General features: G+C 35.3%; 22 protein-coding genes. 5 read left to right on the forward strand and 17 right to left on the reverse strand.

What is annotated here, in order from left to right; genetic code table 11:
- Window positions 1–7: 7 nt before the first annotated feature.
- Window positions 8–664 carry a YggS family pyridoxal phosphate-dependent enzyme gene (locus PGOND44_RS04765; RefSeq protein WP_003437339.1) on the forward strand — a complete coding sequence of 219 codons (657 nt, stop codon included), beginning with the start codon at window positions 8–10 and terminating at the stop codon, window positions 662–664.
- A gap of 79 nt (window positions 665–743) precedes the next feature.
- Here the strand turns inward: PGOND44_RS04765 and PGOND44_RS04770 are convergent, their stop codons facing one another.
- On the reverse strand, window positions 744–1,169 hold the full coding sequence (locus PGOND44_RS04770; protein WP_003437341.1) for an Hsp20/alpha crystallin family protein: 426 nt from the start codon (window positions 1,167–1,169) through the stop codon (window positions 744–746).
- Window positions 1,170–1,504: 335 nt separating this feature from the next.
- Between PGOND44_RS04770 and PGOND44_RS04775 the strand changes: the two genes are divergently transcribed.
- Genes PGOND44_RS04775 through miaA form a run of 3 tightly spaced genes read left to right on the forward strand, consistent with a single transcriptional unit; the run spans window position 1,505 to window position 4,596 of the window.
- Complete coding sequence (locus PGOND44_RS04775; protein WP_003437343.1) at window positions 1,505–2,869, forward strand: exonuclease domain-containing protein; 1,365 nt, start codon at window positions 1,505–1,507, stop codon at window positions 2,867–2,869.
- 1 nt (window position 2,870) lies between these two features.
- On the forward strand, window positions 2,871–3,701 hold the full coding sequence (locus PGOND44_RS04780) for an ion transporter (protein ID WP_003437344.1): 831 nt from the start codon (window positions 2,871–2,873) through the stop codon (window positions 3,699–3,701).
- Window positions 3,691–4,596 carry a tRNA (adenosine(37)-N6)-dimethylallyltransferase MiaA gene (gene miaA / locus PGOND44_RS04785; RefSeq protein WP_003437346.1) on the forward strand — a complete coding sequence of 302 codons (906 nt, stop codon included), beginning with the start codon at window positions 3,691–3,693 and terminating at the stop codon, window positions 4,594–4,596. Before PGOND44_RS04780 ends, miaA begins: the two co-directional genes overlap by 11 nt.
- Before the next feature lie 64 nt (window positions 4,597–4,660).
- Here miaA and PGOND44_RS04790 read toward each other — a convergent pair whose 3' ends face one another.
- The 16 genes from PGOND44_RS04790 to PGOND44_RS04865 all read right to left on the reverse strand — a co-directional run bounded on the left by PGOND44_RS04790 (window position 4,661) and on the right by PGOND44_RS04865 (window position 22,755).
- Window positions 4,661–5,383, reverse strand: a complete 723-nt coding sequence (locus tag PGOND44_RS04790; RefSeq protein WP_003437348.1) for a response regulator transcription factor — start codon at window positions 5,381–5,383, stop codon at window positions 4,661–4,663.
- A gap of 4 nt (window positions 5,384–5,387) precedes the next feature.
- Window positions 5,388–6,953 (reverse strand): sensor histidine kinase, encoded by a 1,566-nt coding sequence (locus PGOND44_RS04795; protein ID WP_003437350.1) that lies wholly within the window; start codon window positions 6,951–6,953, stop codon window positions 5,388–5,390.
- A gap of 69 nt (window positions 6,954–7,022) precedes the next feature.
- Window positions 7,023–7,610 (reverse strand): dephospho-CoA kinase, encoded by a 588-nt coding sequence (gene coaE / locus PGOND44_RS04800; RefSeq protein WP_003437352.1) that lies wholly within the window; start codon window positions 7,608–7,610, stop codon window positions 7,023–7,025.
- Window positions 7,607–8,557 carry a YbbR-like domain-containing protein gene (locus tag PGOND44_RS04805; RefSeq protein WP_003437353.1) on the reverse strand — a complete coding sequence of 317 codons (951 nt, stop codon included), beginning with the start codon at window positions 8,555–8,557 and terminating at the stop codon, window positions 7,607–7,609. Before PGOND44_RS04805 ends, coaE begins: the two co-directional genes overlap by 4 nt.
- On the reverse strand, window positions 8,554–9,561 hold the full coding sequence (locus tag PGOND44_RS04810; protein ID WP_003437356.1) for a glycosyltransferase: 1,008 nt from the start codon (window positions 9,559–9,561) through the stop codon (window positions 8,554–8,556). Before PGOND44_RS04810 ends, PGOND44_RS04805 begins: the two co-directional genes overlap by 4 nt.
- 72 nt (window positions 9,562–9,633) lie before the next feature.
- Window positions 9,634–11,271, reverse strand: a complete 1,638-nt coding sequence (locus PGOND44_RS04815; protein WP_223810234.1) for a DUF4397 domain-containing protein — start codon at window positions 11,269–11,271, stop codon at window positions 9,634–9,636.
- A gap of 205 nt (window positions 11,272–11,476) precedes the next feature.
- Entirely contained in the window at window positions 11,477–12,289 is an 813-nt protein-coding gene (locus tag PGOND44_RS04820; RefSeq protein WP_003437360.1) for an enoyl-ACP reductase FabI, read from the reverse strand.
- Between the two features lie 33 nt (window positions 12,290–12,322).
- Window positions 12,323–13,975, reverse strand: a complete 1,653-nt coding sequence (gene recN / locus PGOND44_RS04825; protein WP_003437362.1) for a DNA repair protein RecN — start codon at window positions 13,973–13,975, stop codon at window positions 12,323–12,325.
- Between the two features lie 66 nt (window positions 13,976–14,041).
- A complete protein-coding gene (gene porD, locus PGOND44_RS04830) occupies window positions 14,042–14,929 on the reverse strand; it encodes a type IX secretion system protein PorD (RefSeq protein WP_003437364.1) in 888 nt (295 codons plus the stop codon).
- A complete protein-coding gene (coaBC, locus tag PGOND44_RS04835; RefSeq protein WP_003437366.1) occupies window positions 14,926–16,125 on the reverse strand; it encodes a bifunctional phosphopantothenoylcysteine decarboxylase/phosphopantothenate--cysteine ligase CoaBC in 1,200 nt (399 codons plus the stop codon). The genes porD and coaBC overlap by 4 nt, the downstream gene beginning before the upstream one ends.
- 14 nt (window positions 16,126–16,139) lie before the next feature.
- On the reverse strand, window positions 16,140–16,475 hold the full coding sequence (locus PGOND44_RS04840) for a DNA-directed RNA polymerase subunit omega (protein ID WP_003437368.1): 336 nt from the start codon (window positions 16,473–16,475) through the stop codon (window positions 16,140–16,142).
- Window positions 16,472–17,290, reverse strand: a complete 819-nt coding sequence (locus PGOND44_RS04845) for an outer membrane protein assembly factor BamD (RefSeq protein ID WP_003437370.1) — start codon at window positions 17,288–17,290, stop codon at window positions 16,472–16,474. Before PGOND44_RS04845 ends, PGOND44_RS04840 begins: the two co-directional genes overlap by 4 nt.
- Window positions 17,291–17,354: 64 nt before the next feature.
- Window positions 17,355–18,233 carry a 4-hydroxy-tetrahydrodipicolinate synthase gene (dapA, locus tag PGOND44_RS04850; RefSeq protein WP_003437373.1) on the reverse strand — a complete coding sequence of 293 codons (879 nt, stop codon included), beginning with the start codon at window positions 18,231–18,233 and terminating at the stop codon, window positions 17,355–17,357.
- 5 nt (window positions 18,234–18,238) lie between these two features.
- Window positions 18,239–18,736 (reverse strand): DUF6913 domain-containing protein, encoded by a 498-nt coding sequence (locus PGOND44_RS04855; RefSeq protein ID WP_003437375.1) that lies wholly within the window; start codon window positions 18,734–18,736, stop codon window positions 18,239–18,241.
- A 102-nt stretch (window positions 18,737–18,838) separates the two neighbouring features.
- Entirely contained in the window at window positions 18,839–20,698 is a 1,860-nt protein-coding gene (locus PGOND44_RS04860) for a M61 family metallopeptidase (protein ID WP_040555828.1), read from the reverse strand.
- 53 nt (window positions 20,699–20,751) lie between these two features.
- Window positions 20,752–22,755: a monovalent cation:proton antiporter family protein gene (locus PGOND44_RS04865; protein WP_003437379.1), complete on the reverse strand. Its 2,004-nt coding sequence runs from the start codon at window positions 22,753–22,755 to the stop codon at window positions 20,752–20,754.
- 156 nt (window positions 22,756–22,911) lie between these two features.
- On the opposite strand from PGOND44_RS04865, the gene PGOND44_RS04870 reads away from it, so the two are divergent.
- Window positions 22,912–23,667, forward strand: coding sequence for a 5'-nucleotidase C-terminal domain-containing protein (locus tag PGOND44_RS04870; protein ID WP_003437381.1), 756 nt, complete (start codon window positions 22,912–22,914; stop codon window positions 23,665–23,667).

Here is a 23,667-nt window from a genome sequence, read left to right on the forward strand (position 1 = left end):
TAGAAAGATGGAAGGGTCAATTAAAGAACATATTAAAACATTTACAGAAGAATTAGGGGAGAATATCGACTTGGTTGCCGTATCCAAGACCAAGCCCAACGAAGACTTGATGGAAGCTTACAACGCTGGTCAGCGAATTTTTGGTGAAAATAAGGTTCAAGAAATGACGGACAAATGGGAAGCTTTACCCAAAGATATTAAATGGCATATGGTAGGTCACGTGCAAACCAACAAAGTGAAATACATGGCTCCCTATGTAGATTTAATTCACGCAGTCCAAAAGATGAAATTACTTCTAGAAATCAATAAACGTGCAGAGGAAAATGACCGAGTCATCGACTGTTTATTACAAGTAAAAATAGCTGAAGAGGATTCTAAATACGGCATGTCTCCAGAAGATTTAAAACTATTTTTAAAGGATGACAAACTAGCTGAATTAAAAAACGTAAGACTAAAGGGCTTAATGGCTATGGCTACGTTTACAGATGATGAAGAGCAAATTCATAGAGAGTTTAAAATTCTGGAGACGCTTTATAAGGAGACTTCCCAAACTCAAAAAGACTTCAGTATCCTATCCATGGGAATGAGCGGAGATTATAAAATCGCAATGCAACATAACACCAACATGGTAAGAATAGGGAGTTCTATTTTTGGAGCTAGATAAACATAAAAAAGCTAACCCGAAGGTTAGCTTTTTAGCTAATTCACAAACTGTAATTCAAACAAACTTATTGACTCTATACTTACTTAACTGCGATTTGCTTAGGTAATTTTGGCTTTGCTTCTTCTCGCTTTGGAATATCTACGTATAAGACACCATCTTTATACTGTGCAGAAATTTTATCACCATCTACAGTTTCAGGTAGGGTAAATGATCTCCTAAATGACTGGTAACTAAATTCTTTTCTTGTATACTTTTCACCTTCTTGCTCTTTATTCTCTTCTTTTTCTGAAGAAATAATGAGTTCATTTTCATTCAATTCAATATTGAAATCATTTTTGTCGAATCCTGGAACAGACATTTCTACGCTATACTTGTCTTCAGCTTGTTTGATATTTACTAAAGGTGAGCTTGAATTGGTCTCAGAGAAATCTCTATGAAACTTATCTGCATTAAAAAGTCGATCCATTAAACTTAGGTCTTGGGTTGAAAATCGTGTTGGTATCATACTATTAAGTTTTAAAATTATTTTAGTTTAATTGTAAATCTATAGTCAAATAGAGTACCAAGCTAAATCAGATAATAGGTCTTACAACAAAGCAGAACGCCATACCGCATAAATACTGATCTTTCGATTCAATAGCTCATAAACCTAAAAACTGCCATATTGTCTACTAAATTCAATTTTAAATGCCATATTGTCGCTTATTCAAATTCTAAAAGCACTTCATTTTAAACATTTGATGAAAATTATATGCAGTGGTTAAACTTTAGAAACTCAGCGAAGGAAACGGAATTATATCTTTATTTTTGCTACCTTGAATCAAAACACATAAAGCTAGGTTGTACGCCATTTTAGACATAGAATCCACCGGAGGAAAATATAATGAAGAAGGGATCACAGAAATCGCTATTTATAAATTTGACGGTAATGAAATTGTAGATCAATTTAGCTCACTTATAAACCCTGAGCGAAAGATCCAATCGTTTGTTGTTGGCCTAACGGGTATCAACAATGAAATGCTCCACCAAGCACCTAAGTTTTACGAAATTGCAAAACGCATTATAGAAATAACTGAAGGATGCATTGTTGTAGCTCATAACGCTAAGTTTGACTACAGGATGCTAAGGCTTGAGTTTGATAGACTGGGATACCCTTTTGAACGCAAAACACTGTGTACCGTTAAACTATCTAAAAAGCTTTTGCCCGATTTTGAGTCTTACAGTCTTGGTAAGCTGGTAAGGAAACTTGGAATTCCTATAACAGATCGCCATCGAGCTAGCGGAGATGCTCTAGCTACGGTAAAACTTTTTAAACTTCTACTAGAAAAGGATACCGATAAAGAAATAATAAGCTCCCATTTAAAGCTAAATGCAGTAAGTAGTATCGACACAAAACTCATTAGACTTATAGACGACTTACCCAATGCAGTTGGAGTCTATTATTTCTCTAATAAAGAAGGGGATATTATTTATGTAGGCAAAAGCAACGACATCAAAAAAAGAGCTAACCAACACTTTATAAGTGACGCCCCAAAATCTAGAGAGATTCAAGAGCATATTTCATCGGTAGATTATGAAAAAACTGGCAATGAACTCATGGCATTGCTAAAAGAAAATCAATCCATCAAAAAACTCAAACCAAAGTATAACTCTGCCCTAAAGAAAGATCTGTTTACCCATGGGCTTTATATGTTCGAAGACCATAAGGGATATTTCAACTTGACTGTTTCTAAGCTAGACTCTAAAAAAGAGTATATCACCAGTTTCACCAACTACCAACAAGGGAAAGCATTCTTAGAAAGAGCTTTAGAGACTTATCAACTTTGTCAGAAATTAACGGGTTTACATAAAACCAAGGGAGCCTGTTTTAATTACACCATAAAGAAATGCGATGGAGCTTGCATACAAGAAGAAGATGCTGTTTCTTATAATTCTCGCGTTATAGCACTTATCGAATTTTATAATTATAAAGATAAAAACATGATTATTCAAGATCGAGGTAGACACCTAGGTGAAAAAAGCGTTGTCTTGATTGAACATGGTAAACTCATAGGTTTTGGATATACCGAGTTAAATTTTCAAATTGAAAATATTTCAATTTTGAAAAATATCATCAATCCTATGCAAAATGATAGAGATGCCCAACATATCATACAAAGTTATTTGAGGAAGAATAATAAAAATTTGAAAGTAATCCATTTTTAAAATGACTTGGAAGGAGAAGGTTCACGAAGTAATATACGAGGCAGACACCAAAGCAGGGAAAGTATTTGATGTGGCATTATTTATCATTATTGTTGCAAGTCTGGTGTTGGTGATACTTGACTCTGTTGAGCACATTAGCCTTGAATATCATACCTTATTTGTCACTTTAGAATGGATCATAACTATATTTTTTACGATTGAATATATCCTAAGAGTCATCAGTATAAAAAAGCCTAAAAATTATATTTTTAGCTTTTATGGTATTGTAGATTTTCTTTCCACTATTCCTCTATATGTTTCTTTAATTTTTGCTAGCTCTGGAGCGTTATTATCCTTGAGAGCTTTAAGGTTACTTAGAGTCTTTAGAGTTTTTAAACTGGTGAGGTACACTGGAGCTGGCTCCAGTGTAGCCGTTGCCTTAAGAAAAAGTATACCAAAAATATTAATTTTTCTTTATAGTGTAGTTATTATCTCCTTCATAGCTGGAACCGTAATGTATATTGTAGAAGGCCCTGAAAACGGCTACACTTCTATCCCAACGGGAATCTATTGGGCTATCGTTACTCTTACCACAGTAGGATTTGGAGATATTCACCCGGTAACGCCTTTAGGTCAGTTTATTGCTACTATTATTATGCTACTCGGATATGGTGTTATAGCCGTTCCTACGGGTATAGTAACCGCAGAAATGACTAAAGAAAATACCAGAAAAAATACACAAGTTTGTTCTAATTGTGGGGAAGCTGATCACAGAGATAGTGCAGAATTCTGTCATAATTGCGGCGATTCACTACATAAAGAACAGGAGAAAGAAATTAAGAATGAAGACTGAAGACTCTTCTTTGATCTGTATCGTTGGGCCAACTGCCATCGGGAAAACCAATTTAAGCATCAAGTTGGCTGAACATTTTTCTACTGAAATTTTGTCTGCAGACTCTAGACAGTTTTTTAAAGAAATGGAAATTGGCACAGCAGTCCCCAATCAAAATGAGCTTTCTCAAGCAAAGCACCATTTCATTCAACATATTTCCATTGGAAAAGCATACAATGTTGGAGAATTTGAAAAAGAGGCCTTAGAGGTCTTAGACACTATTTTCAAAACTCATTCCCAGGCTATCCTAGTTGGGGGAAGTGGTCTATATCAAAAAGCGATAACCGAAGGTCTGGACGTCTTTCCAGAAATTCCTTCAGACATAAGAACAAAAATCGAGAATCTCCTCAATTCCGAGGGTATAGGAGCATTACAGAGCTTGTTAAAGAAAAAAGACCCTGACTATTACCAACAGATTGAAATAAGCAATCCAAGACGATTGACGAGAGCGCTTGAAGTTATAGAAACCTCTGGAAAACCCTATTCAACTTTCCTTAACCAAAGCAAACCAGAACGGGGTTTTGATAGTATTAAAATAGGCTTGGATGCTCCACGAGAAGTCATTTACAATAGAATTGAAAAACGTGTAGATAGAATGATTGCAAATGGGCTTATAGAAGAAGCAAAATCTCTAATCCCCTTCAAACACTTGAACGCTTTACAAACCGTAGGCTATAAAGAATTATTTGCCCATTTTGAGGGTAAAGCAACATTAGATGAAGCCATTTTTGAAATTAAAAAGAATACCCGAAGATTTGCCAAAAGACAATTAACATGGTTCAAAAAAGATCCACAAATTAAGTGGTTTCATTACGAGACTCCTAAAGAAGATATCATCAGCCATATTAAAACATAAATAGCTCACTGTAGTATACAGCAAGCTATTTATGAAACTGAAAAAGTAAACCTAAAGCTAGGCTTTAAGCACCTTTCCCATCAGATCCCTTTACTACTAGACGGAATCCTTCACCATGAATATTTAAAATCTCGACTGAATCGTCTTTTTTCAAATACTTTCTCAATTTGGCAATATACACGTCCATACTTCTTGATGTGAAGTAATTGTCATCTCTCCATATCTTAGTAAGCGCTAATTCTCTTGGCATTAGATCATTTTCGTATAAAGCCAACAAGCGCAATAACTCATTCTCTTTTGGAGATAACTTGATAGGTTCTTCCTCTCTGAAGGTTAAAAACCTCAGTTTAGAATTTAAGTGAAAGTTACCCACGCTAAACTCAAATTGCTTACTATCTGCAAGTGTATCTGAATTCTTTCTTTGCATGATGGCTTTGATTTTCATCAAAAGCACTTCACTATCAAAAGGCTTATTGAGGTAATCGTCAGCCCCAACTTTATAGCCTTTTAAGACATCGTCTTTCATAGCTTTAGCCGTCAAGAAGATAATAGGAATATCCTCATTTTTAGCTCTGATCTCTTTGGCTAAAGTAAAACCATCTTTATAAGGCATCATGACGTCTAAAATACAAAGGTCATAGTTTCCTTTTTTGAATTTCTCGAAGCCTTCCATGCCGTTTTTTGCATGCGTAACGTCGTAACTATTCATAGATAGGTAGTCTTTTAATACGATTCCAAAGTTAGGATCGTCTTCTACTAATAAAATTTTCTTGTTTTCAGTTTCCATATATTTATGATATTAATGGTAATTTAATTATAAATGAACTTCCTTTTCCTTTTTCGCTTTTCACGGAAATTTCTCCATGATGATCGTCTACGATTTGCTTAACATAAGCCAATCCTAGGCCGTGGCCCTTTACGTTATGAACATCTCCTGTGTGTTCTCTGTAAAATTTATCAAATATTTTCTTTTGAACTTGCTTAGTCATTCCATTTCCTTGATCTGTAATGATAAGCACAATATAATTATTCACATTTTCAGTAGTCACAGTAATTTTAGGCTCAGAGGTAGAATACTTTACTGAATTATCTAAAATATTTATAATAACATTTGAAAAATGTGAATCGTTCGCTAATATACTATCTCTTTTGGCATCTAGATGCGTTTTGATGTAACCATCTCGATCTTCTACTATTAAATTGATATGACTAATTGCATCTTCTATAATATCATGAAGGTTCAATTTTTCTTTATCAATATTGAGCTCATTTTTTTCTAGTTTAGAGATCCTCAAAACATTTTCAACCTGAGCATGCATGCGTTTATTTTCTTCCCTTATCATATTCATGTAGCGGTCTACCGCTTCAGGATTGTTTGAAATCATAGGATTTTTGACGGAATCTAATGCCAGATTAATAGTGGCAATAGGCGTTTTAAATTCGTGCGTCATATTGTTTATAAAATCAGTCTTGATTTGTGAGATTTGTCGTTGTCTTATAAGCTGACCTATTGCTGAAGAAAAAGCAAGAACAATAACCAAAGTAAATAAAACTGAAAGTCCACCCATAAGCGCTATTGAAGACAAAATTTGCTTGTTTTTATCTTTAAAATTGATAAAAAGTTGGTAATCCGAATATTCATCGTTATAACTGTATACCGGCACTCCATAAGTAGAAGGGGAATTGAGCTCGAAACTTGCGGTCTTCACTTTAGTAGAAAGAGCATTGCTATAAATCCCAAAATCAAAATCTGACTTTAAATTGCGCTTTTTCATTTGTTCATCGATAAGCTTTTTGATTTCTAAAGTATCTACCCGCTCATGGATAGGGATTTTTGAAGCCATTTCCTTTATAGCGTCTAGCCATAAATATTTTTGCTCATCTTCTAGGTTATTAATACGCTCGTAACGTTCTAAGGCATTAAGAGTATTTCCATCTATACCATCTCTCCTCATCACCGCGGTCACCTTTCGATTAATCAATTTTTTAAACTCGATTGAATCTTGATTTTCAGCTAAAAAGGGAGACGCAATTTTATAATCTTCTTGAAATAAGCGGTTAGAATACGTGAAATATTCGGTTGAAATCCCATCAGGTGGTAATTGAAAGATTTCAGTTAGCTGAGCTCTTACGGGAATAGCAGAATCTGCAATAGAGGCAAATTTGAAATAATATTTGTCCACCTCATCTTTCTCCAGCTGCTGCACAACATTTATAAGAATCTGTTTGGCACCCATGGAAAACTGCTCTTCGTTGCTCTCTACTGTGTTTTTAATCCAATAGCCCTGCACAAAGATGATTCCAATCAAGGAGAACGTCATCAGGATAATTATAAATATAAATATGCGTTTATTCATTTTGCCAAAATTACAGTTTTAACAAAATGCTTTCTCGGTGTTTAACCGAATGTTAACAGGACAATCCTCTTATTTATCTGAAAAGTTTAAAAATTTTGCATGAAGTTTATCCACCTGTTGCTGAGTCTGTTTTAAATTAGTATTTTCAATTACGAAATCAGCAAGTTTTTTCTTTTTAGACTCAGGCCATTGTGCCTTCATTCTAGATTTTACTTCATCTTCTGAAGATAGATCTCTTTGGACAACTCGCTGTATTCTAGCTTCTTCTGGGGCAGTGATTAAAATCGTAAAGTCAAAATCTGACGCTCTATCCTTTTCGAAAATTATAGCAGCTTCGTAAATGATATATGAAGCATCTTTGTTTTTAACCCATTTTTGAAAACTCTGATGGACTTTTGGGTGAATTATAGAATTGAGTTTTTCTAAAGCCGCTTTATCTTTAAATACTATGGAAGCTAATTTTGATTTGTCGATTAATCCATCATTAGTTAATGATATATTGAAGGTATTTGCTACGTCTTGAGCTACAGAAGGATCATTTAAAATTTTTTTAGCTTCTACGTCTGCAATAAAAACAGGAATGTTCTTATTCTTAAACATATTTGCAACAGTCGTTTTTCCACTGCCAATGCCTCCGGTAAGTCCAATTTTTATCATTTTTTAATCAAATAATCAACCTTAAAGCTATCTAAAGTTATGTTTTTAACCCATTTGGGCTGCTCTACTAATTCAAGAATCATAAAATCCTCACTTGGTATATACTTGGCCACGACTTTAAAACCAGATTCGTCAATGCGTTCAAAATTAGCCAAACTCGTTTTGAAATTGACATTTACAGTTTTAGGAAATATAACGATGTCTTGATTGGTGCCTGTCTGGCTGACTTCAATTGGGATTTCAAAACTCCCTTCGGTGAATTTACTCACAGGAATAAAGTAATCTACCTCCGTATCAAAATAATTAATAGACACACTGTCTATAGTTTGTATACCAATTGACCCCTGGAGAGTATCAGATACTTTTTTAAAATCTTTAGGCTTGGTATAAATATGCTCGATTGTATTTAGAATAGAGTCATTCCCAGAAACCTTTACAAATTGAGGTTCAAATGAGAAAGTGGCCGTAGAATCATAACCTATAGCAAAATCAACTTTAAAATTTGGCTTTACTTTTAAGGTTTTAGTCGCTAGTCTAAAATGCTTATATACCAAACTATCCATGCTCATTTGTATATCTCTAGGCTTAAGATTTAATGATTTTGATATCTCCTTTCTATGCTTTTCGGTCACATATATAAATCGATTATTCAAGGAATCTAATTGATTGAAATTGATATCCATAGACGAATTGAAAAGGCTCATGGAAAGGATTTTAAATCCTGTTTGTTGAATGTCTACTTCCAAAGAATGCACTGGATTTTCAATAATAATATTTTCAGGAACTTCCTTCAATGTTATAGATAGACTTATTGAATCGTCATAACTTTTGGACATTTGAACAAACAACCATATCAGCATTGTAAAAAACAAGATAAAAATAAAGGCTTTATAATTTCTCTTTTTAATGTTCTGCTTTAATCTATTAAGCTGTGTCTTTTGGTTCATTGACTAAAAAATAATTGAGGGAATATTAATTGTGGTTTTTTCTTTAGGATATGAATGAAATAGTAACTTTTTATAAATCCAGACCCATAACTAAAAAATTGAATGTTTGTTGAAATGACACTTAAGAGTCCAATTTTAATAGTTTTATAGTTCATCGTACTATCTATTAATATGAGAAAATTATACAACACATAAAAATAAATTACAAAATGGAGTTCAAAAAAAAGTAAAACCACCCCTACTATCAAGAACAATAAATAAAAAAAAGGAAACCAATACGTGATCTTATTTGTTTCTGGATATCTCTTAAGCAATATAGGCCTTACTAGCCCAAATTTATTGACTTGAGAACTAAATTTAAGAAAATCTACTCGACGTTTATGAAAGACAAAAGCATCATCTATATAACCTACCTTAAAATTTTGCTTTTTTAATCGAATGGATAAGTCGGGATCTTCTCCGGGATGGATAACTCCAAATCCACCAGACTCTATAAATGCAGCTTTAGATATTCCCATATTAAAACTTCTAGGTTCATAAGTTTTAGAGAGCCGTGAATGGGCACTTCCCCTTATACCACCTGTAGTCAAGAATGAAGTCATAGCATAATCTATGGCTTTTTGAGTATCTGTAAAAGAGTCTTGAGATTTATCTCCTCCACCATAACAGTCCAAATACTGACTCGAAAGGTGATCGTTAACTGTTTTTAAATAGGCTGAAGGCACAATTACATCACTGTCTAAAATGATGAAATAATTCCCTTTTGCTTTCCGCATCCCATAATTTCTGGAATCTCCAGGCCCAGTATTCTCCTTAAAATAATAGGAAATATTCAATTTAGTATTGAACTTGGAAACTACTTCCTCGCTAGAATCCTGAGAACCATCTTCTATAATGATCACTTCGAAGTCGCCTTCCATTTCGCTTAGGCTTTCCAACAACTCTTCCATCTCCTCTGGTCGGTTGTAAACAGGAATTATAAAAGAGTAATGGCGTTCTATCATTCTGTAAATATATTATAAATAAAAAATCCCGAAGCAAAGCTCCGGGATTCATTAGTTATAATAATTAGTAATTTATTGCTTAATCACTCTAAAAGTTTGAAGACTTCCTTCCACTTCTAAAGTAACCAAATAAACACCAGACTGTAACTCATTCATATCCACTTGTGGATTTGAAACTTTTGGTGCAGTTTCAACTACCATCTGTCCTAACATATTATATACTTTTATGTTATCAACAGTAGATGCTGTTGAAATAGAAAGTATATCATTTACAGGGTTTGGATAGTAGGTAAAGTCAAAACTATTAAAAGATTCATTGCTTAAAGTCTGTAATGGTAATTCGACTAAATCGCCACCACTTGGTAGCGCAACCCATAATCCAAATTCAGCGCCATTCTGGTTATTAGTTGGATTTAAAAAACCACTGGCTAAAACAGTAATCGCAAGATCAGATAAGCCTAAAGTTTGAAGCGGAGCTAGATAAGATGCTACAACAGAAGAATTATCAGCAAGTTCTACATCGAGTAAGTAATCTAATGTTGCTAGCTCTAGATACCCTTGAAACTGTGGGTAACTGATATCATCAACTAAAACACCTCCACCATCTTGGTTAACTACATCTACAGCAGGAGCATCTGGAGAACCATGTTGTACTAAAACATCGGTATTACCAGCAACAGCCGAAGCTTCTCTTGCACCAACAAATACTTCTAAACTAAATGCTATTGCATTAACGGAATCATCAAATAACGTTGGATCCAAAACACCAGACGCCACAACTATATAAGTTTCATCTATTGCAAGATTAACAGTCGCTGTAAATAAGCTTTCAGATACATCAGCACTGGTTCCTGGCGCTACATCAAGATCTAAATCTACTCCGGCGGGTAAAGGCAAAAAAGAAGTGGCTGTCCTAAATTCAAAATCATCAATCGCCAAATCGCCATTCACATAAATATCAACAACGGAAGCAGAAGGATCTGGAGCATTATGTACAATTTGTACTTTTGCAAAATCACCTACAACATCACCTTCGATTATAAATGCAGCACTTCCGGGGTCACCATTTGTGGCAACGCTAGACGGAATCCAATCATTGAAACCTAACCTTGGAGCAATAGCTTGTGATTCATCAACTCCTACGTCAGATGCACCAGCACCAAACCAAAACCAATTATCGGCAGCGTTAACTGCTGGTACATCCATACTTGGAGTTACAACTAACCAATAATCACCAGGAGGTAATACAAAATTAGATCCAAAAGCCTCTTCTATATCTACCCTAATATTGAATAAACCAGGAGATGGGCTTAAAATTTCAACTGCTGATCCGGTTGGATCTAAATTAACTAATTCTAATAAGCCAGAACCTGGCTGAGTGGGATCGCCATCTGGCGTATTAACAGTAGAATTTGCATAAATGTAAAGATTTATACCTGTCGTAATATCATTAAAAGTCTGGGGGTTTTGAAAGCCAAAAGCTGTAATGGAAGTTATATTTGCTGGAGTCAATAACTCAAAATCATCAGCTAAATAAATTCCAACGTCTTGTTGATTTGAAAAAGTAGAAGGAAATCCACTATTTGTTATAGCCGATTGATCAAATAAAACACCTTTTGGTATTTCAGGCGCTACGACATTACCTGTGAATTGGACTGAGGATACTTGCGAATTTGCTGAAAAAGCAAAAGCAAGACCTATCAAAGTCATTGTAATTTTTTTCATAATTTAAAATTTATAAGTTCATAACTAAAGTAGTTAATATTTGAATAAAAAATTAGGGTTTTAGCGTATTTTTTAACTAAACGTTAAGTAAAGTGATTTAATTTTATTAATATTGTTAATATTTTATAAAAATTGACAAATAAAAAACCCTCTATGTAGAGGGTTTTAAAAGTTATTTGTTTAAAATTAGCTATTCTTCCATAGCTTCCATAATCTCCTGACTTACACCCATATTGGAAAAGCCTCCGTCATGATACAGATTTTGGAGAGTTACTTTTTTGGTGAGATCAGAAAATAAAGTCAGCGTGTAATCTGCACACTCCAAAGCCGTTGCATTGCCAAGCGGAGACATTTTTTCAGCATAGTTCATAAATCCAGTAAATCCTTTTACCCCTTGACCTGCAGAGGTAGGTGTAGGCGATTGTGAAATCGTATTCACTCTTACCTTTTTGTCTTTTCCAAAGAAGTAACCAAAACTTCTAGCGACAGATTCTAAGTAAGCCTTGTTATCTGCCATATCGTTATAATCTGGAAAAACACGTTGAGCAGCCATATAGGTTAAAGCTACAATACTTCCCCACTCGTTCATCGCATCCTTTTTATAAAGGGTTTGCATCAGTTTATGAAAAGACATTGCCGATACGTCTAAGCCTTTATGGGTCCAATCGTAATTCTGGTCTGTATAGTGTTTTCCCTTTCTCACATTGATGGACATACCAATAGAATGAAGAACAAAATCTAATTTACCCCCCAGTATCTCCTGCGATTTTTCGATTAAATTTTCAAGATCTTCAACCTTGGTAGCATCTGCAGGGATAACCTCAGAATTTGTTTTTTCAGCAAGGGTTTTTATGGTTCCCATTCTTAGTGCAACAGGAGCATTCGTTAACACAAATGTAGCCCCTTCTTCATGAGCTCTTTCTGCGGTTTTCCAAGCAATTGAATTTTCATCCAAAGCTCCAAAAATAAGTCCTCGTTTTCCTTTTAATAAATTATATGACATAGGTAGTAAATTTTATTTCGATTGTAAAGTTAATCATTTTAACAAAGATTGAGCATGAGCCAAAGCAGATACAGAGGTTTTATCTCCTCCAAGCATCTCTGCAAGTTCCACAACCCGTTCCTGCCCTTTGAGTATTTTTATATTCGATCTTGTCTTTTCGTTTTCTGTCGTTTTATAAACTTTGAAGTGCTGCTCTCCCATACCTGCAATTTGAGGAAGATGGGTTATGGAAATCACCTGAAGAGAGCTTGACATTTTTTTCATGATACTTCCCATCTTTGTCGCAATATCTCCAGAAACCCCTGTATCAATTTCATCAAAAACAATGGTCGGTAGATTTTCAAATTCAGCAAGGAGACTTTTTATGGCTAAAGTAATTCTTGACAACTCACCACCAGAGGCCACCTTCTTTAAATCTTGAAGTGCACTCCCTTTATTGGCAGAGAATACCCATTCAAATTCGTCGGCACCTTTTGGAGTAAAGACACTGGTATAGCTTCCTCTTACTTCAAACTTAGCATCTGGTATTCCCAAATCGCTAAGCATGCTTTCTACACTAGAACTTATCACCTTAATGGTGTCTTGTCTACTCTTAAATAAGGATTTAGCGACAGCCTTTAGCTTTTCAGTTTGATCATCAATTTTGGCCTGTCCCTCCCTGAGAGCCTGTTCTGCGTTTTCTTTTACAGAAACCTGTTCTTCAAGTTCATTTTGAGTTTCTATCAAGCCTTCTACGTTAGAAACATGATGCTTTTTCTGAAGGTTATAAATATGTTGTAATTGCGTATTGATCTGGTCCAATACTTTGGGATCTAACTCTAAAGACTCCAGTTGAGATTGAGTTTCACTTGAAATATCTTCCGCCTCAATCAAGATGCTTTCTACTCTTCGGTACAACTCTTCCAAATTGGTATCCAGTTGAGCCGCTTTTCTCATCTGCAAGTTAACTTCTCGTAATTGAGAAATTACTCCCATAGATTCTTCATCTAAGTGCTGAAAGGATTGCCCAAGTTTTTCCTCAAGCTCTTCTATATGACTTAGCTTTCTTTGTTCGGACTCCAGCTCCTCTTGCAGACCTGTTTTAAGTTTAGCCTCCTTCAATTCTGAAAGTAGAAACACATTGTAGTCGTAAGTCTCGTCAGCTTTAACTTGATTGAATTTTAACTCCTCAAAATGACGCTTATACTCACTTAAAAGCTTAAAGTTAACTTTATAGTCTTGCTTTACTTTAGAATTTTGAGCAACGGTATCCAATACTGAATACTGATAATCTATATTTCCAATAGAAAGGGTTTCGTGTTGACTATGGATATCGATAAGATGAACACCCAATTCACTAAGATTCGAGAGCTTTACAGGAGTATCATTAACAAAGGCTCTGGACTTTCCTGATGGCAAAATCTCTCTCCTTATTATAGTGTGCTCTTCATAGTCTAGATCTAAAGCCTCAAATAGGGAAGACAAATTGAATGAACCTATAGAAAAGTGACCTTCAATAATGCATTTTTTTTCTGAATCTTTTATGGAATTCAGGTCTGCTCTTTTACCTAAAAGTAAGGAGAGCGCACCTAGTATGATAGATTTTCCTGCACCAGTTTCTCCGGTGATGATGGAGAAGTGATCCGTAAATTCAAGACTAATGTCTTCAATAAGAGCGAAATTTTTTATTCCAAGAACTCTAAGCACATTTGAAGGATTTAGTAGTTATAAACAGTTGCTAATCTACTAAATATTGTGGGATCTTGATAAGGATTATTTTTCTATCGTACGCCATTTTCTGTTATGAACAGGCGCTACTTGATTTAGAGTACTCAAGGTCGAGCTAATATCCATTTCTGGGCCACCACTTAAGATTTGCATAATTTCATCTGATTTTGCATCAAAGAAAATTCTGAATAAGGGAGCGTTGGGTCTTGTTTTTGAATTTTCTGAAATAAGGTTGATAGCCGTAACAATATTTTCTTTCCCCTTTTCAATATCTTCATGCATCACATCCAAGCCTTCCCTATGATAAACGTAAAGTGCCTTTCTGTAATTTGAAAAATTCCTGGAAAGCAAATCTCTATTGATACCGAATCTACTTTGAGTGGCTCCAGACTCTTTCCATCCATTACCTCCGCGTTGACTAGCCGCGTTTACAATCTTCCTAGCTTCTTCATAAAACTCATCGCCACCCTGTTCAACAAAGGTGTCTGCATCGTATCCCAAAATAGTGTACACATAGAAGCTTATGGTAGATACTAGATTGTTTGTAAACACATTGGGATTGTAATTTAAGGGTTCAAACTCTTTATAATTAAAATTGAAATCACTATCACTTATGTTTAAAACAATAGAATTCATAGACGATGCGAATACAGGTCTCGAAGATTGAACCTGAAGAGTAGCTTGAAAATTATCGGAATCGTAAGCTTGAATAATGATATTGAAGCTGCACTTTATCCGCTCATGGCTGTCGTAAGTATTATCTGTCCAACTTGTATTATTTATAAATTCGTTTAAATCTTTTTCTAAAGTCCTAAAAATCGTCAACTGGTTTCTTCCAGTTTGTTGAGCATCTAAAACAACTTCTGCCTCCAGAACTTGGGCTGAAATCGCAAATGGAAAAAGAAGTAAAAGGAAAATGAGCTTTAGAGTCATCGGAGTGTTAGTTTTAAAATATGATCAAAAATATCTTTAGCAACTTCAGATTTAGGTTTTGTTTTAAAACGTATGGTTTCTGAATTTGTTATAAGTGTAATCTTATTGGTATCTGTTTTAAACCCTGCTCCCTGATCGTTTAAAGAATTTAGAACAATAAAATCAAGATTTTTCCTTTTCAATTTAGACTTCGCATTTTTCTCTTCATCATTGGTCTCTAAGGCAAAACCCACTAAGATGTGATCCTTCTTGATACTCCCTAAATGCATTAATATATCTGTTGTAGGTTCTAATTCTATATGTAAGGCATCCTTAGACTTTTTCATTTTTTGATCAAACGGATGCTTTGGCCTATAATCTGAAACTGCCGCTGAAGCAATGACTACAGAAGACAAATCGAATTTGGAGAGCGTAGCGTCAAACATCTCTTGAGCGCTTACTACATCGATTCTAGTTAAGTTGGAGTGCTTTAAATGCAGATGTGTTGGTCCCGTAATCAAGTTTACTTTAGCGCCAAGGTCTAAAGCTCGCTTAGCAAGTTCAAAACCCATTTTGCCACTGGAATGGTTACCTATAAACCTTACTGGGTCTATGGCTTCATAAGTAGGCCCCGCGGTAATTGTAATTTCTTTTCCAGCAAGCGGCAGTTGAGAAAGAATATCCTGTTCTATAAAGCTAATGATATCCTCTGGTTCGGCCATTCTCCCTTCGCCTACAAGTCCACTAGCCAATTCACCAGATCCAGGTTTTATAAATTTATTTCCAAAACCTATAAGCTTGTCGATACTAGCCTTAGAAGAAGCATGCTTGTACATATCCAAATCCATAGCTGGTGCAAAGTATACTGGACATTTGGCGGAAAGATAAGTCGTGATAAGTAGATTATTGGCTGTCCCCGAAGCCATTTTGGACAAGGTATTGGCTGTAGCTGGAGCAATAAGCATTACATCTGCCCACAATCCCAATTCCACGTGATTGTTCCAATTCTTTTCCTCATCGGTAAAGCTAGAAACCACTGGATTTTCGGATAAAGTAGATAAGGTAAGCGGGGTAATAAATTGCTCGGACTCTGGAGTCATGACGACTTTTACAAGAGCCCCTGCTTTTTTTAAAAGCCGAACTAGAAAAGCAGATTTGTAAGCGGCAATGCCCCCAGTAACTCCTAATAGGATATGCTTACCGCTTAAAATGCTCATTGATGAAAAACTATTTAGTCTTCAGTGTTCTCTTTGGTATGTCTATAGTAGATTTTGTCATCTAGCCATTCTTCCATAGCGATAGAGTGTGGTTTTGGAAGTCTCTCGTAGTACTTAGAAACTTCGATTTGCTCTTTATTTTCAAAAACCTCATCTAAGTTTTCATTGTACGTCGCAAATTCATCTAATTTTTCCAAAAGCTCTTTCTTCATCTCCACATTGATTTGGTTGGAACGTTTAGAAACTATAGATATAGCTTCATAAATGTTTCCAGTAGGTGCATCAACTTTATTCTTATTGATTGTAGTTGTGCTTATTGGAGCGTTGGTGTTTTTGATATTTGAATTCATAATTCAGTTTGAGTATTTGTTCGTTCTTCTATGTCTTTGGCGTAAATCCTTGCTTGCTCAGAGAGTTCTGTGCCAGTATAATATTTTGAATAATCTTCGTAATAAGTTTGGGCTTCAGCGATTCGTTCTGGAATCAATATAGCAATACTATTGATGGCCAAAAGATAAGCAGATTCAAATTTGTAGAAAAAAGCTTGTTCTCTAAATTTGGTTCCTGGAAATTTTAATATATAATTATCGAAAGATTCTATCGCAGCCTTATACCGTTCGGTATGATGGTATTGCTTTGAAATCTCGTAATATTTCTTTTCAATTTTTAGGCTTAATTCTTGAATCTTAGAATTAGATTTTTCAAAAAACTCTCCATCGGGATAAGTATTGATATAAAACTGAAGCTTAGTCATGGCAGTTTGCGTATCCTCCTGGTCTTTACTGTAGATTGGCGAAACCTCATAATAGCTTACTGCACTTTTATAGTGCGCTTCTTCAGCCTTTTCACTGTTGGGATAAGACTTGGAAAAACGTTCGAACAGATAACCAGATAAAAAATAATCTCCTAATAAATAATGTGAGTTGGCATTCATATAACTTACCGTCTCACCTGAAGGCTTGCCTTTATACTGAGGTAAGATTTGATCAAATAATCGAATAGCTTTGCGATAATATTTACCTTTATCGGTCTCCAATCCTTTATCATACAGAGACTTTGCCATTTCATATTTTGGCGCAATCTCATCCTCTTTCAACACCTTTTGGTAGTCACTACAAGAGGCGAAAGAAATGACAACTAGTAAGAGTAAGACTATTGATTTCATAAATTTAAATGTCGTGCAAAATTAGGGATAAATCTTCGATAATAAAAACGCATTATGACTCCGCTTATTTCAACTGACTATTGAAAACCTTTAATGCTGATTTTAATATTGAACTTGCTTCTACCAAAGGCAACCTAACACTGGATTCACATAAATTTTTAAGCTCCAGAACCGCCTTTATACCAGAAGGATTTCCTTCTTTAAAAATAAGATCGATTCCATCCATCAATTGAAACTGAATTGTAAAAGCTTCCTTTACTTTCCCTTCTCTACCCAAACTAAGCATTTTAGAAAATTCGGCTGGATAGCCTTGTGCCATTACAGAAATGACTCCCGCACCTCCAGCTATAACCATGGGTAATGCAATCATATCATCTCCAGAAATTACCAAAAAGTCATCTGGTGTATCCCTTATTATGGTCATAGCTTGCACTATATCGCCAGCTGCTTCTTTGATACCGATAATATTATCGAAGTCGTTTGCTAGGCGAGTTACAGTAAGAGGCAGCATATTGGATCCAGTTCTCCCTGGCACATTATACAAGATAATTGGAAGCTTTGACGCCTTAGAGACTTCGGAGAAGTGCTGGTAGATTCCTTCTTGGCTAGGTTTATTATAAAAAGGAGACACCGATAAAATCGCGTCAAAGCCTTCTAAGTTTTCTTGAGCTAAATCTTCGACCACCTGAGAGGTGCTGTTCCCTCCCAACCCAAGAACAAGTGGGAGTTGACCGTTATTTTCTGATTTAATAATTTTTTTTACGGTCTCCTTTTCTACTTTTGAGAGGGTCGCACTTTCTGCCGTAGTTCCTAAAACGACTATATAGTCTACCCCATTCTTAAGTTGAAATTGAACCAATTTTCTCAAAGCATTTTCGTCAACTTCATTTTCCCCTGTAAAAGGTGTTACTAAAGCCACACCTGTTCCTAAAAACTGTTTCATTGGTATTATATTATTTGTTTTATATATTTAGAACTTTCTTTAAAAAAATCAAGATTTTTAGAATCTACATTCAAAATAAGATCGTTTACTCTTTCGTTCGCCTCTTGAAATCCTACTTTCAGTTTGGCTTCGGTGAGTAGCGCTAAAACCTCTAAACACAATTCATCCTTACCAAAATAATTAAAGAGCAATTTATAATTTGTTTTTAAGAATTCGTCAATAGCTTTTGATTTTGGTTTTCCAAACAAGGTAAAATCCTTTGTCGTAAAAACGTATTCTGGTTTTTCAACCTTGTCATACCGATGACGACTAAAGCCAAGAAAACTAATATCTTCAGAATTGATCTTAAAGTTCTTCTCAACAAGTTGCTGCAACTGATATTTGTCTGCTATATCATCATTATATAGAATTCCAACCTTATCACCTACTGATTCCGCAGCCAGAATAGACCTTTTGGATGAGAGGCTTTTGTGTAGAAAATGGGTTTTTATCGAGTTTAACACCTTAAAGATTTAAGTCCAAATGTACTATTTTCAAATAAAAATAACCCATAAAAGTTGGGCCTTACGACCAAACTTTTATGGGTTAGAAAATATAGTTGAGATCTAGCCTTTTAACCAAGCCTGTCTCAATTCAAATTTAGGGTCAGATTCTTCAAGTTCTTCTGACTGTAAACTAGTTTTATTTGTGTAAGGCTGGGTGGTTTTAGCTTCAAAAGTGAGCTCTTCTCCCTCCCTTTCCACAGTCATTTTAAAGTCTTCTCCTTCTCCCCAAGCCATAGAAGTCGAAATTAAATTTCTTATATTTTCTAAAGTATAATCAGTTCCATTGATGGATTTGATAACGTCTCCACCTTTTACACCTAGCTCTTTGAAAAATGAATTCATAGGATAACTTTCTCTAAAAAAGACTGTGCCTTTATCTTGGTTAGCGTCAATAAATGGAGTCCTTCCATCTAAAAAGTAGCCTGTTTTAGCTATACTCTCCGTTTTCTCTACGCCTACTTTAGCAAAAAAATCATCGTAAGGAATCGGAGTATTTCCCTGCACATAGGCATCAAAAAAATCTTGTATTTCAGGGTAAGTTAAACTTACAATTTCAGGAATCAAGGCATCATCCTCAAAGGGTGTGTCTTTTCCGTACTTAGAAATCAACTTTTTCATTAGGTCTAAAATCCCCATTTCCCCACCACTAAGCTCTCTTAAACGGATATCCAGAGCCATCCCGATAAGTGCTCCTTTTTGATATACATTATAGAAACTATCTTTATATTCTTCAGAAAGAATATTCTCGCTCATGGTCGTAAAGGGAATTGTGTCGTCAAAAGCTCTTGAGGTTTCAATCTTATCGTTCATCCGTTTATAAAAATCCTCTTCGGAAATAAGACCCTGATTGATTTGAAAAAGGTTAGCAAAATATTCAGTAACTCCCTCATACATCCACAGATGCTTAGACATCTTAGGATCGTTATAATCAAAATAGTGAACTTCGTTGGAGTGGATATTCAACGGAGTAATGATATGAAAGAACTCATGCGAGACTACATCTGTCATAGATTCTTCAAGCTGAGGTAAAGTCATGGTTTCTGGCAAAACTACACTCGTAGAGGTATGATGTTCTAAAGCGCCAAATCCACGAGCATCAGGGTTTTCCATAACCGACAGATACAATAAAATAGCATACACATTTGTATTATCAATTTCACCTAAGAAAGATTTTTGAGCTTGAACCATTTTTTCTAAAGCTGGTTTCAAATCTTTAGTAGTGTGGATATTGTTTGGGGAGTGTATACTTAAAAGTACCTTCATCCCTTCAATATCGAAACTTGTAGTATCCGGAACGGAATATAGAATAGGATGATCTATGACCCCAAAATATCGGCTAGTAGAGAATTCATCAATGATATAAGTGCCTTGATCTGTTTGATTAATCACTGGTAATGAGGCAGAAGCTATTAGGTCTGAAGGTCTGTGAACATTAATCTTATATGGGATCTCCTTAGCATCCTCAAAATAGCCGACCATCGTATGCAAATTGAGCATAAAGTTATCACCAGCCTCAAAATTGGTTCCAGCTGGAGAAAACACACCACCCTCTCCCTCAATATCGAAGGTATCTTCGACATAATACGTCAGCTTATCGAAATTTTGAGAATTGGAAATGGTCCACGTATTGTCATCATTTCGAACTACAGACATTTCATTTCCATCGTAGTCAATAGCAATTAAGTCTTCAGAAAACTGTCCGTAGTCATTCACTGCATAGGTTCCTGGTACTATTTTAGGCAAGTAAAACTTGAGAGAATCAACTTGAATTGGACCAGGGTTTATAGAGACTTTTACCCTATCATTTTCAATCTCATTGAGAAAAACATCGACGACCACCAGATTATTTTCTGATTTGGAAACCGATTTACAACTGGTGACCATTGCCAAAATCCCAAAGGCAAAAACTATTTTTTTCATCATTTTAATTTTCATATTGGACGGTTGAGTTTAAAAAATGTTACGGTTTAATTTTAAAATTTTATCACTTTATTTAAAGCATTGATGTCTTTGGATGTTCCAAAAATATAAACCAAATCATCAATTTCAATTTTGGTATTAGGCTGGATCTCAGAAATATATTTTCGTCCGCGTTTAATAGCCAAAACAGTAACATTATATTTTTGGCCCATACCAGAATCCATTATAGATTTACCTGCAATATCATTATCACCATGTTGCACATGAAGCGTTGCCACCTCTTTATTTGGGATATTTAATTGTTGAAACATCGCATTCTTGGACGTTGGTTTTATACTGGTAAGCATTTGATAGTCGGATGATCTTATACTGGTGACAATATTCTCAATATCGCTTTGTGTAATCATATATTGTTTAAGCACTCGTGTAAAAATTTCGATAGAAGTTTCAAACTCTTCAGGAATAACCTCATCTGCCCCTATTTTCATATTTTCGTCTATTTCTTTTACAAACCGTGTTCTTACAATGATATAAACAGTTTGAGAAAATAACCTTACGGAAGAGATAATCTTTTTGGTCGCACTAGGATCGGAGATTGCTATCACCACTACCCTAGCTTTTTGAATATTGATATGCTTAAGAATTTCTGGATCTGCTGCATCTCCAAAAACAATGGGTTGGTTTTTTCGTTTGGCCTCTGCTATGGCATCGTAATCCATATCCACAATCACATAAGGGATATCGATATGGGAGGTCACTCTAGAGATATTTTGGCCATTAATTCCATATCCAATAATAACCACGTGGTCTGACCACTCCTGCACCTGATCTACTTCACTACTACTTTGCTCTAGCTTTCTATTATTGAGCCGTTTCCTTACGCCTTTAGGAATGGCAGCTTTGAGTAAAAAATCTGAAAATTTATGAGATTTTTGAAGAATGAACGGCGTTAAGGCCATGGTAATAATAGAAACGGATAAGAAGTATTGATATAATTCATTGGGCAGTAAGTCGTTTTGAAGACCCACCGTAGAAAGTAAAAGAGAGAATTCTCCAACTTGAAAAATACTCAATGCAGACATAAAAGTAGTTCGCGGTTGAGTTTTTAAAATGAACGTCACCACAGCGACCACTAGCATTTTGATGACAAGGACCGCAAGCACAAAGAGCAAGATATAAACGACATTATTTATAAAAAAAGACAGATCTAGCAATGAGCCCACGGAGATAAAAAAGAAACTGATAAAGATTTCTCGAAACGGTAAAACGTTAGCTGTAGCTTGATGGCTATATTCTGACTCAGAGATAATTAAACCTGCGAAAAATGCCCCAAGCGCCAAAGAGAGTCCAATAGAAGACGTTAACCAAGCCACAGAAAAACAAAAGACGATTGTGGTTAGTATAAACAACTCTCTATTCTTGGATTTAACGACTAATTTGAAAACAAACGGAACTATATACCTTTGAAGCAAAAACACCACCACCCCAACGCCTATTAGCTTTACTAATAGAATGAGTAAGGTTTCCCCAATATTATCAGATTTCCCTGCCAAAATGGGGGTTAATAACATCATCGGAACAACAATTATATCTTGAAAAATCAGAATCCCTAGAGCCACTCTACCGTGAGGAGATTCGATTTCTCCTTTTTCCTGAAGCATCTTGAGAACAATAGCTGTACTACTAAGAGAAATTAAAAATCCTATAAACACAGCTGTATTAATTTCAACACCTAGCGCTATACAGATCAAAGCCGTTATCAATATTGTTCCTCCCACTTGAAGCCCTCCTCCTACAAAAACGGTCTTTCGGATTTTCATGAGTCCGCTAAAAGAAAGCTCTATACCAATGATAAAGAGGAGAAAAATTATTCCGATTTCTGAAAGTAATTCTACTTCATGTGTCGAGCTCAATAAATTGAATGCACTAGGGCCTACAATTATTCCCGCCATCAAAAACCCAAGAATAGAAGGCACCTTTATCTTTTGAAACGCCAAAATGATGACAATGGAGATACCTAAGACAATGACAATTTCTTTTAATAAGGGGATTTCCATAGATTGGTTTTGAAAAGCCTAAAAATACTAAACTTTAACACTCAAGTCTGTTTATAAAATGCTAAATAATTCACTAGCAAACCCAAGGCTATAATTATCTTTTACCATACGTTCAAATTTAATAAACTCATTATATTTACACCCAAATCTATCCTTATGCGTCAGTTTTTAATTCTTATTTTAATAAGCATTTCAATTTGCTCCTGCACAAAATCTCCTACTATTCTTGTTAAGACAAATGGGGAACAGGTACAAATTTCAGATTCGATAGAAAAAAATAAAGAGCTTGAAGACTTTATCTCACCATACAGAGAACGTATCCAAGAAGAAATGAGTGCCGTTTTGTCCTATACCCCAAAAGCCATGTTCAAATCGGATGCACAGTTAAACACTCCTTTAGGAAATATGATGTCTGATGCTGTTCTTGAAATGGCCAATCCCATTTTTGAAAAACGAACTGGTCATAAAATAGATGTTGTAATCTTAAATTACGGCGGAATTCGTTCTGGGATCAATGCTGGAGAGGTAACCACAAGAACCGCTTATAATATAATGCCTTTTGAAAATGAAGTAGCTGTTGCTGAATTAGCTTCAGAAGAACTTAAAGCGTTGGTAAATTATTTAGTTAAAAATAAAGTCGCTCACCCCATCGCTGGTCTTCAAATTACACTAAATGCTGAAGGCCTTCTTAAAGAGGTGAAAGTGAATGGGGAACACATTCAGAATAAAAGTTACTACGTCGCCACTTCCGACTACCTCATAAAAGGCGGAGACCATATGGAATTCTTCAAAAAATCAAAAAGCGTACACTCTTTGGATTATAAGTTAAGAAACTTGTTTATAGATTATTTTAAGAAGAAAGATACTATAGCTCCAAAACAGGATAATCGCTTTACTAAACTCGAAAACTAG

It is taken from the genome of Psychroflexus gondwanensis ACAM 44 (genome assembly GCF_000355905.1).
GTDB classification, from domain to species: domain Bacteria; phylum Bacteroidota; class Bacteroidia; order Flavobacteriales; family Flavobacteriaceae; genus Psychroflexus; species Psychroflexus gondwanensis.